General features: G+C 61.3%; 14 protein-coding genes. 7 read left to right on the top strand and 7 right to left on the bottom strand.

The window, feature by feature from the left end; translation table 11 throughout:
* The first annotated feature begins 58 nt into the window (after nucleotides 1–58).
* On the top strand, nucleotides 59–517 hold the full coding sequence (gene rsd / locus K0P33_RS31130; protein WP_094948760.1) for a sigma D regulator: 459 nt from the start codon (nucleotides 59–61) through the stop codon (nucleotides 515–517).
* Nucleotides 518–570: 53 nt separating this feature from the next.
* Here rsd and K0P33_RS31125 read toward each other — a convergent pair whose 3' ends face one another.
* Entirely contained in the window at nucleotides 571–1,248 is a 678-nt protein-coding gene (locus K0P33_RS31125) for an FKBP-type peptidyl-prolyl cis-trans isomerase (RefSeq protein WP_094948761.1), read from the bottom strand.
* 192 nt (nucleotides 1,249–1,440) lie between these two features.
* Here K0P33_RS31125 and K0P33_RS31120 point away from each other — a divergent pair, with 192 nt between their 5' ends.
* Nucleotides 1,441–2,670: an AlgP family protein gene (locus K0P33_RS31120; RefSeq protein ID WP_242153442.1), complete on the top strand. Its 1,230-nt coding sequence runs from the start codon at nucleotides 1,441–1,443 to the stop codon at nucleotides 2,668–2,670.
* Here the strand turns inward: K0P33_RS31120 and K0P33_RS31115 are convergent.
* Nucleotides 2,667–3,131 (bottom strand): TIGR02444 family protein, encoded by a 465-nt coding sequence (locus tag K0P33_RS31115; RefSeq protein ID WP_242153438.1) that lies wholly within the window; start codon nucleotides 3,129–3,131, stop codon nucleotides 2,667–2,669. The genes K0P33_RS31120 and K0P33_RS31115 overlap by 4 nt on opposite strands.
* 50 nt (nucleotides 3,132–3,181) lie before the next feature.
* On the opposite strand from K0P33_RS31115, the gene K0P33_RS31110 reads away from it, so the two are divergent.
* From K0P33_RS31110 to K0P33_RS31100, 3 genes are all read left to right on the top strand, one after another.
* Nucleotides 3,182–5,092 (top strand): ATP-binding cassette domain-containing protein, encoded by a 1,911-nt coding sequence (locus K0P33_RS31110; protein WP_242153433.1) that lies wholly within the window; start codon nucleotides 3,182–3,184, stop codon nucleotides 5,090–5,092.
* Entirely contained in the window at nucleotides 5,092–5,664 is a 573-nt protein-coding gene (locus K0P33_RS31105) for a mechanosensitive ion channel family protein (RefSeq protein WP_094948765.1), read from the top strand. Before K0P33_RS31110 ends, K0P33_RS31105 begins: the two co-directional genes overlap by 1 nt.
* A gap of 89 nt (nucleotides 5,665–5,753) precedes the next feature.
* Entirely contained in the window at nucleotides 5,754–6,386 is a 633-nt protein-coding gene (locus K0P33_RS31100; RefSeq protein WP_094948766.1) for a LysE family transporter, read from the top strand.
* Nucleotides 6,387–6,524: 138 nt separating this feature from the next.
* On the opposite strand, the gene K0P33_RS31095 is transcribed toward K0P33_RS31100, so the two are convergent.
* The 4 genes from K0P33_RS31095 to K0P33_RS31080 are packed head-to-tail and all read right to left on the bottom strand — an operon-like array spanning nucleotide 6,525 to nucleotide 9,668.
* Nucleotides 6,525–7,265, bottom strand: coding sequence for a penicillin-binding protein activator LpoB (locus tag K0P33_RS31095; protein ID WP_094948767.1), 741 nt, complete (start codon nucleotides 7,263–7,265; stop codon nucleotides 6,525–6,527).
* Between the two features lie 3 nt (nucleotides 7,266–7,268).
* A complete protein-coding gene (gene lpoB, locus K0P33_RS31090; RefSeq protein WP_094948768.1) occupies nucleotides 7,269–7,856 on the bottom strand; it encodes a penicillin-binding protein activator LpoB in 588 nt (195 codons plus the stop codon).
* A 35-nt stretch (nucleotides 7,857–7,891) separates the two neighbouring features.
* Nucleotides 7,892–8,263 carry a YcfL family protein gene (locus K0P33_RS31085; protein WP_008439304.1) on the bottom strand — a complete coding sequence of 124 codons (372 nt, stop codon included), beginning with the start codon at nucleotides 8,261–8,263 and terminating at the stop codon, nucleotides 7,892–7,894.
* A gap of 10 nt (nucleotides 8,264–8,273) precedes the next feature.
* The gene (locus tag K0P33_RS31080; protein ID WP_242156152.1) at nucleotides 8,274–9,668 is read right to left on the bottom strand and encodes a hypothetical protein; all 1,395 of its coding nucleotides are present in this window, start codon (nucleotides 9,666–9,668) and stop codon (nucleotides 8,274–8,276) included.
* A gap of 267 nt (nucleotides 9,669–9,935) precedes the next feature.
* Between K0P33_RS31080 and K0P33_RS31075 the strand changes: the two genes are divergently transcribed.
* Nucleotides 9,936–11,831, top strand: a complete 1,896-nt coding sequence (locus K0P33_RS31075) for an FTR1 family protein (protein WP_094948770.1) — start codon at nucleotides 9,936–9,938, stop codon at nucleotides 11,829–11,831.
* A gap of 2 nt (nucleotides 11,832–11,833) precedes the next feature.
* Complete coding sequence (locus tag K0P33_RS31070; protein WP_094948771.1) at nucleotides 11,834–12,289, top strand: YaiI/YqxD family protein; 456 nt, start codon at nucleotides 11,834–11,836, stop codon at nucleotides 12,287–12,289.
* A gap of 120 nt (nucleotides 12,290–12,409) precedes the next feature.
* Here K0P33_RS31070 and elbB read toward each other — a convergent pair whose 3' ends face one another.
* On the bottom strand, nucleotides 12,410–13,075 hold the full coding sequence (gene elbB, locus K0P33_RS31065) for an isoprenoid biosynthesis glyoxalase ElbB (protein WP_094948772.1): 666 nt from the start codon (nucleotides 13,073–13,075) through the stop codon (nucleotides 12,410–12,412).
* Nucleotide 13,076 lies beyond the last annotated feature (1 nt).

Here is a 13,076-nt window from a genome sequence, read left to right as displayed (position 1 = left end):
ATCCTTGAGTTGCGCGGGCACAGAGCGGCAGCGCCCCCTATAGGGAAGAGAGATCATCATGCTGGAAAGTTGTCAGAATGCTCAGGAACGCTGGGGTGGGGTGCACAAGCTGATCGACAGCTGGTTGAAGGCACGTCACGAACTGGTTCGAGCCTTTGATGCTCTCGGCGCCAAGCCCGAGGCACTGGCTGAGAATCGCGAACCGCTGCAAGACTTTTGCGGTGTATTGGTGGACTACGTGTCTGCCGGCCATTTCGGGGTCTACGAGCAACTGACCAAAGAGGCGGAAGCCTTTGATGATCAGCGCGGTCTGGAATTGGCCGAGACCCTTTACCCACGCATTGATGTCATCACGGAAAAGCTGCTGGCGTTCACCGACCTGTGTGATGCCGGCAAATGTGTTGCGGAAAAATTCAAAGAGCTCGGTGGGTTGCTACATGAGCGTTTCGAACTGGAAGACTGCCTGATCGAAGTGCTGCACAACGCCCACAAGGAAGAGGCGGCCACCCAGGCCTGACCCTTCGCGGCGAGAAAAAAAACGGTGCGCACGGCGCACCGTTTTTTATTGGGTCAGTGGCGGGTACCGAGCAATTCGATCTCGAACACCAGCGGCGTATACGCGGGTATCAACTCACCTGCACCGTCGGCGCCATAGGCTTGCGCCGATGGAATCACCAGGCGCCATTTCGCACCTACCGGCATTTGTTGCAGGGCGCTGCTCCAGCCGCTGATCACGCTGTCCAGGCGAAACCACTGCGGCTGCGTGCTCTTATCGAAGACGGTCCCATCGGGTAACCGACCCACGTATTTCACTTGTACCTCATCACTGGCCAACGGTTTGCTGCCGTTGCCGGGTGTGAGTTCCGTAAGCAGGATGCCATCTGCCAATTCGCGTACGCCGCTTGCGGTTTTTTCCTTGGCTAAAAATTGCTGCTCAGCGGCGAGTGCTTTTTCGCTGCTTGGCACCTCGGCGTCGGCTGCGCTTTGTGCTTCGTGCTGGGCCAGGATCTGCTCGATGCGTGCGTTGTCCAGCGCCAGTGGTTTGCCTTGGTAGGCTTGCTTGAGGCCGTCGACGAGGGCCTGGATCTGCAGGTCGGGGACTTCCTGGCGCAAGCGTTCGCCGAGGCTCGCCCCCAGGCTGTAGGCAAGATCGTGTGGGTCTTGGGCAGTGGTTTTGGGCGGCGATTGCTCACCCGCATTGGCTGCAAAAACCGCCAAGCCAAGCACTAAAAAAAGGTAACGCGACATGAGCATTCTCCCGCCGAAAGTGCGACGGATTATGCCAGTGTGAGTGCGCAAAAAGTGCCGTGGATTTTCGTTATATCGATAAGATTTTTCGCACGGTGCAACGCAAGGCAAACGATACTGTCAACATGCCCTAGCGGCGGTAAGAGCAGAGGGCTAGTATGAGCCGCACCCACGTCAGCCAGGAGGTAAACCATGTCGGCCAAACAGAAGCCTGTAAATACCCCGTTGCATTTGCTCCAACAACTTTCGGGCAGCTTGCTCGAACATCTGGAAAGCGCGTGTTCCCAGGCCTTGGCCGATGCAGAAAAACTGCTCGCCAAACTGGAAAAACAACGCGGTAAAGCGCAAGAAAAGCTGCACAAGTCCCGCACCAAACTGCAAGACGCCGCCACTGCCGGCAAGGCCAAGGCTCAAGCCAAAGCCAAAGGCGCGGTCAAAGAACTTGAGGACCTGCTGGACGCTCTCAAGGATCGCCAAGCTGAAACCCGTACCTACATTTCCCAACTCAAACGCGATGCTCAGGAAAGCTTGAAGCTGGCCCAGGGCGTTGGTCGAGTGAAAGAAGCTGTGGCTAAAGTGCTGGGCGCTCGTACTCCGGCAAAAGCTGTTGCGTCGAAGGCTTCGGCTAAGACTGCGGTCAAGCCAGCGGCTAAAAAAACTGCTGCTGCAAAACCAGCCGCTAAGCCAGCTGCCAAAACCGCTGCTGCAAAACCAGCCGCTAAGCCAGCCGCCAAAACTGCTGCTGCGAAACCGGCCGCTAAGCCAGCTGCCAAAACCGCTGCTGCAAAACCAGCCGCTAAGCCAGCCGCCAAAACTGCTGCTGCGAAACCGGCCGCCAAGCCAGCCGCCAAAGCTGCTGCTGCGAAACCGGCCGCCAAGCCAGCCGCCAAAGCTGCTGCTGCGAAACCGGCCGCCAAGCCAGCTGCCAAAGCTGCTGCTGCGAAACCGGCCGCCAAGCCAGCTGCCAAAACTGCTGCTGCGAAACCAGCTGCCAAGCCAGCTGCTAAAACTGCTGCTGCAAAACCGGCCGCCAAGCCAGTTGCCAAAACTGCTGCTGCGAAACCGGCCGCCAAGCCAGTAGCCAAACCTGCTGCTGCGAAACCAGCCGCCAAGCCAGTAGCCAAAACTGCTGCTGCGAAACCAGCCGCCAAGCCAGCCGCCAAGCCAGCTGCTGCGAAGCCAGCCGTTAAGCCGGCTGCCAAACCTGCTGCTGCCAAACCAGCCGCTAAGCCAGCAGTTGCAAAACCAGCTGCAAAGCCAGCAGTTGCAAAAGCAGCCGCAAAACCTGCTGCTGCAAAGCCTGCACCGGCCAAGCCAGCAGCCCCGGCTGCTACCCCGGCTGCGTCCACCGCGCCAACCGCATCGGCCAGCAGCACCCCTGCACCGGTAGCGCCAAGCACCACCCCAACCAGCGCTTCCTAAGTGCCGGTGGCCATGGCGCGCAGCGATTGCAGCGCGTCGTGGTCAAGGTTGGCGGCTTCGGTCGCCAAGCCTTCAAGCCATCCTTGGTGATCCTCGCTTTCTCCGATCGGCCATGCTTGCGTTAGCGTCTCCAGCCGCGTCAGCAACTCCCGTTCCGCCTCCTGCTCCAGGGCTTTGACCCGTTCGCGTAACGCCGCCAATGGCTCATCCTGCTGCGCCATGGTTCGCCACTGCACGCGCACCTGTCGTAACGGTTCGACCACTTCTTTCTGCCACGGCCGCGCAATGTCCTGCAGCGCCTGCATGCGTTCGGGCGTCGACGCCACGCCGCGTTGCTCCAGCCACGCGCCACAGAGCAGCAGGCACACATCCGCGCCTTTGGCCTGTAAACGCAGGCAAGCGGCCTCGACGCCCGGGCGGGCGTAAATCGAGAGGGCAAAGCTCCACAGGTCAGCGCACATATTCACACCCAAGCCAGCGGCCAACGAAGCTGGTAGACTCCGCCGCCATTATGATCCGACTTCAAAGCCTAACATTACAGCGTGGCCCGCAACGTCTTCTTGAAGACGCCGAGCTGACCCTGCACGCCGGTCACAAAGCCGGCCTGATCGGTGCCAACGGCGCCGGCAAATCCACGTTGTTCGCTCTGTTGCTGGGTGAGCTGACCCCGGATTCCGGGGACTGCCTGCTGCCGGCCGACTGGCGCATCGCCCATATGCGCCAGGAGATCGACACCCTGGACCGTATCGCGGTCGACTACGTGCTCGATGGCGACCAGCGCCTGCGTCAGGTGCAACACGACCTGGCCGAGGCCGAGAAAGCCCAGGACGGCGCCGCCCAGGCCCGCCTGCACTCGGAACTCGACAGTGCCGACGGCTACACCGCCGACGCCCGCGCCCGCAAGATGCTTGCTGGCCTTGGTTTTACCAACGAGCAGATGGATCGCCCGGTCGCCGACTTCTCCGGTGGCTGGCGCATGCGCCTGAACCTGGCCCAGGCGCTGATGTGCCCCTCGGACTTGTTGCTGCTCGACGAACCGACCAACCACTTGGACCTTGATGCGATCCTGTGGCTGGAAGATTTCCTCAAGAGCTACCCGGGCACTTTGCTGCTGATTTCCCACGACCGGGATTTCCTCGACGCCGTGGTCGACAACATCGCCCACGTCGAACAGAAGAAAATCACCCTGTACCGTGGCGGCTACACTGCGTTCGAACGTGCGCGCGCCGAGCGCCTGGCCCAGCAGCAACAGGCTTTCGAGAAGCAGCAGGCGCAGCGTGCGCACATGGAAAGCTACATCGCCCGGTTCAAGGCCCAGGCCACCAAGGCCCGTCAGGCCCAGAGCCGGATCAAGGCGTTGGAGCGCATGGAAGAGCTGTCGGCGGCCCACGTCGATTCGCCGTTCGACTTTGTCTTCCGCGAGTCGGTGAAAATCTCCAGTCCGTTGCTGGATCTTTCGGATGCACGCCTGGGTTATGGCGACAAAACCATCCTGGAGAAGGTCAAACTTCAGCTTACGCCGGGCGCGCGCATCGGTTTGCTCGGCCCTAACGGTGCGGGCAAGTCGACGCTGATCAAGAACCTGTCGGGTGAATTGCAGCCCCTGGCTGGCCGCCTGACCCGTGGTGAGAACCTGGTGGTGGGCTACTTTGCCCAGCATCAGCTGGACTCCCTCGATGCCAAGGCCAGCCCGCTGCTGCACCTGCAACGCCTGGCGCCGACCGAGCGCGAGCAAACCCTGCGCGACTTCCTCGGCGGCTTCGACTTCCGTGGCGCGCGCATTGATGAGCCGGTGCTGAATTTCTCCGGTGGCGAAAAGGCCCGACTCGCCCTGGCATTGATCGCCTGGGACCGGCCGAACCTGCTGCTGCTTGACGAACCCACCAACCACTTGGACCTGGAAATGCGCCTGGCGCTGACCATGGCCTTGCAGGAGTTCAGTGGTGCGGTGCTGGTGGTCTCTCACGATCGCCACTTGCTCAAGAGCACCACCGACAACTTCCTGCTGGTGGCTGACGGCAAAGTCGAAGAGTTCGACGGTGACCTGGACGACTACGCACGTTGGCTGACGGAATACCGCCTGCGCAACGCGCCGGCCAGCAATACGCCGGTCAACCCGGACAAGACTGACAAGAAAGCCCAGCGCCAGGCTGCCGCCGCACTGCGCCAGCAGTTGGCACCGCACAAGCGCGAAGCCGACAAGCTGGAAGCCGAACTGGGCAAGGTGCACGAGCGCCTGGCCAAGATCGAAGCCAGCCTGGGTGACAGCGCCGTGTACGAGGCGGCGCGCAAGGACGAACTGCGCGACCTGCTCGCCGAACAGGCCAAGCTCAAGGTGCGTGAAGGTCAGTTGGAGGAAACCTGGATGGAAGCCCTCGAACTGCTCGAAAGCCTGCAAGCGGAGTTGGAGGCGCTGTCCTGATGGAAGCGCTGCAATTGCCGTTGCCGACGCAGTGGGTCGAACCTGCCTGGGTCGGCGTGCAAATCCTGCTGATCCTGCTGGCCGGCTACCTTGCCCAACGCTTCGTCGCCAAAGGCCTCACCCGTCTGGGTGAGCGTTATCCGTTCCCGCCGCAACTGCTGATGCCGCTGCGCGGAGGCTTGCGCTGGCTGATCATGGGCAGCGCGCTGATCTTCGTGCTGGGCCGCCTCGGTGTGTCCGCCACGGTGTTGTGGACGGCGCTGTCGGGGTTTGTCGCGGTGGCTGCCGTGGCGTTCTTCGCCATGTGGTCGGTGCTGTCCAACCTGTTGTGCGCGATCTTGATCTTTACTGTCGGGCCGTTCCGCCTCGGTGACATCGTCGAGCTGGTGGATACCGTCGACAAGCCGGGCGTCAAAGGCCGGGTCGTTGCGATCAATCTGCTCTACACCACGCTGATCGAAGTCGAAGAAGCGGGCACCGACAGCGCAATGGTGCAAGTGCCCAACAGCCTGTTCTTCCAGCGCTCGGTGCGGCGCTGGCCTGGCACTCATGTGTTTCCGGGCGACCGCTAGCAGCCAGCCCGATCAAAAATAGATAGCCAGCCTTTGGTCGGCGGAGTTAGCTTTAGGTACAACCGCTAACTCTCTCCCTGAGGTGTGTAATGGCACTCGACACATGGCTGGCCTTTTTCGTGGCCAGTTGGATCATTTCCCTTTCCCCTGGCGCCGGTGCCATCGCTTCGATGTCCAGCGGCCTGCAATACGGTTTCCTGCGCGGTTACTGGAATGCCATTGGCCTGCAATTGGGCCTGGCGATGCAGATTGCCGTGGTCGCGGGCGGCCTGGGTGCCATTCTGGCGGCGTCTTCCACCGCGTTTTATGCGATCAAATGGTTTGGCGTGGGCTACTTGGTGTACCTGGCGATCAAGCAATGGCGAGCCTTGCCCATGGACATGAGCGAGGACGCGGCGATTCGCCCAATCGGCAAGCCAATGGCGATGATGTTCCGTGGGTTCCTGGTCAACGCCAGCAACCCCAAGGCCCTGGTGTTCATGCTGGCGGTGTTGCCGCAGTTCGTGAACCCGCAGGCGCCGCTGCTGATCCAGTACCTGATCCTGGGCGCGACCATGATCAGCGTCGATATGATCGTGATGGCAGGCTATACGGGGCTGGCGTCGAAGGTCTTGCGCATGTTGCGCACGCCTAAGCAGCAAAAGCGCATGAACCGCACGTTTGCCGGGTTGTTTGTTGGCGCTGCTGGCTTTCTCGCCAGCTTGCATCGCGCAACGGCGTAACTGACGAAACCAGATTAAAAATGTGGGAGCTGGCTTGCTTGCGATAGCAGCACCTTGGTGTAACTGATACACCAAGGTGTCTGCATCGCAGTCAAGCCAGCTCCCACATTTGATTTGTGTTGCTTGTGAAGTCGCGGCTCAGCGCAGAATCTTCGGCGCCTCATCCCTTGGCAGGTTATTGCGCAGCGCAGGCTTGCCCGGGTCTTGATACCCGCCGCCCAATTGCTCCGCCAACTGCCGTGCCACATCCTCACCCAAGGCTTTCGACACTTCCTTCACCACGCGCGGCCGGTTCAAGCTCACGCGAACATCGCGGCTGTTCACCAGCTTCGTGTCCTGGCCTTCACCCATGGCGGTAAACGCCGAGGTGATCTCAAAGGTGCGCGTGTTGATCAGGCTGAAATCCGCCACCAGCGTCAGGCCGAGCACGGCCGAATAGCTATTGGTGTGGTCCAGGGCGTTGATGTCCTGGGTGAAGTCGATGTCTGACAGGGTGCCGAACAACACGTAGTCCGCGCCCTTGAAGTTGCCGGCCTTGATGCGCTTGATCACGTCATACACGTCACCCTTGGCATCGGCGGTGTAAGGCGTGCCCTGCACCAGCTGGAACTGGCGCGACTTGAGAATCTCGCCCTTGATATCACCGCTGAATTTACGCAGCTCGGTCTGTTCGATGTAGCTGGTGCGGCTTTCGTACTCGCTGTAGCTCGACGCACCGCTGGCGTTATACGCGCTGGCCTGGAAGTTATTGCTGGCCGAAACCGCGTGGATGTATTCCTCGACCCGCGCCTCGTAGGCAAGGTCGGTCACCGCGATCTTCGGGGCGGCCGAGGCGCCAAAGGCGCACAGCAGGCCGATCATGCCGATCCATGCACGCATTGCTTAGCGCTCCGTGGTTTTGCGGATTTCTTTTTCGTCCATCCATTCGGCCAGGCCGCTCTCGACGTCGATCAGCTGCAGGCTGAACTTGTAGAACACGTCCTTGTAGTCCGAGCTGCGTTTGACGATGGAGCTGATGGAGCCTTCCAGGCGGTACTTGGCGGCGACCATGTTGCCGGTCTTGCTGACCGTGGATTTCTTGTACAAGCCGCTCTGGTTCTGCAGCTTGAGCTGGTCGACCTGGCTTTGCATGTCGGTGTTATCGCTGGCGAAGCGGGCGGTGCCGGTCTTCATCAATTGGGTCTTGATCGACGTGGTGATCTCGCGGGTGTCGATGTACTCGCTGGTCTTGTTCTTCACGTCATACACCTGCACCACCGGGCGGCCTTGCAGGATGCCGGACTGAGCCAGGGAGCGGGTCATGCTTTCGGCGATCATCTGCAGGTCGGTGGAACCGAACTCGTTAGTCACCAGTTCCACAGCCTTGGTGTCGCCGTAGCTGATGTTCTTGCCGCCGAGTACCGGCGAGGTGTTGGAGCAACCGCTGGCCAGAAGGGCGACGACGGCGATGATCGAGAAGCGTGCAAACATGGGGAAATCTCTCTGAATTCTGATAGAGCAGCGGCTCAAGGGGTTTTCACTTCAAGACGGAAGTCCGCGGCCTGGGGCAGGTTAGCGATGGCCGGCAGGAAGGTTGCCTGGTTGGCGTACAGGTTCAGCACTTTCCAGGTTTCTTCATCGCCTACCGGGAAGCCATCGGCACCCAGCCAGGCGAAGCGGTAGTACATCATCTGGTTGCTGCTGGTGATGTTGCTCAACTGCACTTTGGCGGTGAGGAAGCCGTTTTCACGGGCCACACGAATGGCGCCGACGGCGATGCCCTTGAATTTGCCCATCACCACGATTTTGCTGGCGGCGCTGCCAGGCTCCGGCGGCGGCGGAGTGGCGCAGCCGGCGAGCAGGACCAGCGCCAGGGCGCCGAGGATGAAATGACGCATAGCGTGCTCCTTAAGGTTGTTTGAGGGCGATGGCTTGAGTGGAAGTGCTCGGCACTACACGGGCCGCGAGGCCGCCGGCGAATACTTGGTTGCCGACCACGCGCAGGGTGATCACTTGGTAGCGCTGATCGGCCTTGACCGTCACCAGCGTGCCGCCCAGGGCGTTGGGCAGGCTGACCTGATGGTCACCGTGCTTGAGGCGCAGGCGCGTCACTTGGGTCATGTCCGGCAGCGTGCGCCAGGTGCGGGTGTCGGCCCCTTCGGTCACGGCCGAGGCGATGCCCAGTACCAGACCTGCCATGGGGTTGGCCTTGTTCAGGTTGTTTTGCGCAATGCCACGGCTGACCGCACGCACGGTGGTGCGCAGGATGATCCCCGGCATGTCGTCACGCAGGGCGCGGCGCGACATGGCGGTGGTGCTGTTGAGTGCGGTGAGGTTCTGTTGCTTGCCGTCGACGCCGATCTGGGCAAAGGTCGCCGTGGAGTTGTCAGCCTTGATCACCGGGAACGACAGCGGCGTGATCACCAGGCGGCCGTCGATCGGGATCGGCAGTGGCAGGCGAATCGAGTCACGCGCCGGTGCCAGGCCGCTCTGGACCACAATCAGCACGTCGGTCTCGTCGGCACCGACCTTGGATTTGTCCAGGTTCAGCAACGCTTGCTCCAGCAGCGGCGTATTGGGGCGCAGCTCGGCGGCCTTGCGATAGCCGGGCGCCGCCAGGTCTCTTTCGCCCAGGGCTTCGTAGACAAAGCCCGCCAGGTAATGGCTGAACGCACTCTGGTAGCTGTTTTTCAGGCCGACCACTTCCGGTGCATCCAGTGCTTCTATCGGGTAGCCGCGCAGGTCTTTGATCTGGGTGGTGACGCCCTGGCGCTCGGCTTCGTTTTCGCGCTTGAGGTATTCCCTGTCGCGCAAGTCGGCGATGACCGCTTCGCGCTCGTGGGTCTTCTTGATCTCGGTGCGGGCACCATCGAAGTCGTTCAAAGCCAGCAGGTTCAAGGCCATCTGGGTGGTCAGCATGACCTTTTCGTAGTCATAACCCTCGTAGCGACGCACTTTGTCGTTGACCATGAAGCTGCCGAACTGGGCGAGGTACTTCTCGCTGTCGAACTTGACCGACTCTTCCCACTTGTAGACTTGCAGGTCGGCGCTGCGCCAGGCGGTCTGGCTACCGGTGAGGTCGCCTTTGGCACGTAACAGCTCGCCCTTTTCAAAGAAATAGAGCAGGTCCTTGTCTTCGCCGGTGTTGTTCTTTTCCAACAGGGTCAGGGCGCCGTCGACATTGCCGGTGGCCAGCTGTTGGTTGGTGGCTTGCAGCTCGGTGTCGTAGCTGCGAAACATCGTACAACCGGATAACAAGGTAACCGCCGCGAGTGCGAGTGGGGTCAAGGCGCGAAATGCCATGTAAACGTCTTCCCTGAAAGTCATCAGCCGATGTGCTAGTTCCTCATAAGAACGAGGAAATAAATTCCCTTTCGCAATAACAGGGCGCGGCATTATAGGCACCGCGAGTGGCAAAACAATGGCTTTTTGCTGTGATGTAATCGACAAATGCCATCGCTGGTATCTCGAAATAACGCATCCCTTCCGACGAGAAATCATTAACGCCTTGAGTCAAACCTTTTAACGATAAACAATGTGTTACTTCGCATTTCCACTTGAGATTCATTCATGACTGCCCCCTACCGTTTTCTCGCCTGGCTGCTGTTGCCGGTGTTGATGTCGTGCAGCTTCAACCTGCTGGCTGCGACTGCCGAAGGCGCCCCGCAAGCCCTGCATCTTCTGGATTACATTGGTGCTGACTACCCACCGACGGTGGAGGCGGGCAAGGTTATCGATGAGTCTGAATACCGCGAACAGCTAGAGTTTCTCGGCGTTTTGCAGGGCTTGGTGGCTGAACTGCCGCAAAGGCCGGAGCGCGCGGAGCTGGTCAAGGGCGTCGACGAATTGTTAGCGGCTGTAACCGCTCATCAGGATGGCGCGACAGTCGCCCGCCAAGCCCGTCAGTTGGGCGCCAAGCTCGCGGTGGCGTATGAAGTCAGCCAGGCGCCGGCGATCACGCCAGACCCCGCGCGTGGCGCACCGCTCTATGCCCAGCATTGCTCGGTATGCCACGGCACTGCGGGCGCGGGTGATGGCCCAGCGTCCACAGGCATGACGCCGCCGCCCGCTAACCTGCGCGATGCCGTGCGCCTTGATCGCCTCAGCCTCTATGCGATCTACAACACGCTCGGCCTGGGCGTTGAAGGCACCGACATGCCGTCCTTCGCCGATCAGTTGGACGACCGTCAGCGCTGGGACTTGGCAACCTACATCGCCGGCTTCACGGCTGACCCGGCCGCGGCCAAAAGCGAACAACCGTTCAACTTGGCCGACCTGGCCCGCCAGACCCCCAATGAAGTGCTGGCAGCCAGTGGTCCGGGCGCGGCCGCGACGTTCCGCGCCCAGCGCGCGCAACCGCCGCAGGTCAAGCGTGGCCCGGCGCAGTTGCTCGATTACACCGCCAGCACGCTGGACAAGAGCCTCGCCGCGTTCCGTAATGGTGATCACGAGCAAGCTTACGACTTGTCGGTGGCCGCGTACCTGGAAGGCTTCGAGCTGGTGGAAAGCTCGCTGGATAACGTCAATGCCAACGTGCGCAAGGACACCGAGAAAGCCCTGATGGCGTACCGGCAGTCGTTGCAGGACGGCCTGCCGATCGAGCAGGTGCAACAGCGCCTGGACGTGGCCAAGGGCAAACTCACCGAATCTGCCGGCTTGCTGGGCAGCGATGGCTTGAGCTGGTCGTTGAGCTACATCTCCGGCTTGCTGATCCTGTTGCGTGAAGGCCTGGAAGCGATTCTGGTGCTGGCGGCGATCCTGGCGTTCCTGCGTAACACCGGCCAACAGTCGGCGGTGCGCAGCGTGAACGTCGGCTGGGGCCTGGCGCTGTTGGCCGGCCTGGCGACCTGGGCATTGGCGGCGTATGTGATTGACGTCAGCGGCGCCCAGCGCGAATTGCTTGAAGGCTGTACGGCGTTGTTCGCCAGCGTGATGGTGTTGTGGCTGGGCGTGTGGATGCACGACCGACGCCACGCAGCGGCTTGGCAGGATTACATCAAGAGCAGCCTGGTGGGCGGCGGCGGGCGATTTGGCTTTGCGGTGCTGGCGTTCTTCTCGGTGTACCGCGAGTTGTTCGAAGTGATCCTGTTCTACGAAACCCTGTGGCTGCAAGCCGGCCCCGCCGGGCACAACGCGGTACTGGCGGGCGGCGCCACGGCGCTGGTGTTGCTGGTGGGCCTGGCGTGGGTAATCCTGCGCGGTTCGGCGAAGCTGCCATTGGCGTTGTTCTTTGGCATCAACGCGGCGCTGCTGTGTGCCTTGTCGGTGGTGTTCGCCGGGCATGGCGTCAAAGCGTTGCAGGAGGCGGGCATTTTCGGCACGCGGCCGGTGGCGTTCTTTGACTTCGACTGGCTGGGCATCCACGCCGATGCCTACTCATTGAGTGCGCAGGCGGTGGCGATCCTGGCGATTGTGGTGCTGTACGGCCGCAGCCGCCTGACTGAAAAACGCCGCGTGGCGGCCTAACCATGCGCGTATGGATCGATGCCGATGCCTGCCCACGGGCGGCCAAGGACCAAGTGGTGAAGTTCGCCCTCAAGCGCGAGTTCGAGGTGGTGCTGGTGGCGGGGCAGAGCCAGATCAAGCCGAGTTTCGCCTGTGTAAAGCTGATTGTGGTGCCCAGCGGCCCAGATGCGGCGGATGACTACCTGGTGGAGCACGCGGTGCCTGGGGAGTTGGTGATCTGCAGCGACGTGCCCCTGGCCGACCGCCTGGTGAAGAAGGGCGTGACGGCCCTCGACCCACGCGGTAAGGAATTCAGCCCGGCGAACATGAGCGAACGGTTGGCGGTGCGTAACCTGTTTACCGATCTGCGTGAGCAGGGCCAGATGGGCGGCGGCCCACCGCCCCATGGGGAAAAGGATAAGCAGGCTTTTGCCAATGCGCTGGACAGGATACTGACCAAGTTGATGCGCCAGGCCTGACCTCTTGTGAGCAGGGCTTTTTGTGGCTGACGGGTTTGTTGTGGCGAGCAAGGCTTGTTGTGGGGAGCGGGCTTTTCGTGGCAAGCCCGCTAGCCACAACATAAGTGTTCGGCGACCCGATCAATCATTCTCGTGGGTCAATTCCAACACCCGATCCACCAGTTTGTTGATGCCTGACGCCACTTCACTGATGCTCTTGCCGAGCATGTAGGCCGGGGTGCTCACCAGTTTGCGTGCCTTGTCCTCGACAATATCCTCAACCCCGCATTCCTGGTGGGTGGCGCCCATCTTGTCCAGGGCAGCGGCGGTGTCGGCGCAATTGCCGATGGTGCAGGTGACGCCGGGGCCGTAGATCTTCGCGGCGAGTGCTGGCGAGATACAGATCAGCCCCACCGGCTTGCCCGCTTCAGCAAACGCTTCAGCCAGCGCCAGCACCTGCGGGTTGACGCTGCAACCGGCGCCTTCCACGGCAAAGTTCGACAGGTTCTTCGCCGCGCCAAACCCGCCGGGCACGATCAGCGCATCGAAGTCTTCGGCGCTGGCCTCACGGATGTCCTTCACGTCACCCCGGGCGATGCGCGCCGATTCGACCAGCACATTGCGCGACTCAGGCATTTCCTCGCCGGTGAGGTGGTTGATCACGTGGTGTTGAGCGATATCCGGCGCAAAGCATTGAACCTGGGCGCCACGCTGGTCCAGGCGCAGCAAGGTGATGACGCTTTCGTGTATCTCTGCACCGTCGTACACGCCACAGCCGGAAAGGATCACTGCAACTTTTTTGCTCATG

It is taken from the genome of Pseudomonas sp. ArH3a, assembly GCF_022648765.1.
Taxonomy (GTDB): domain Bacteria; phylum Pseudomonadota; class Gammaproteobacteria; order Pseudomonadales; family Pseudomonadaceae; genus Aquipseudomonas.
Note: the sequence above shows the minus strand (reverse complement) of the source record. Positions and strands in the feature narration are given on the sequence as shown.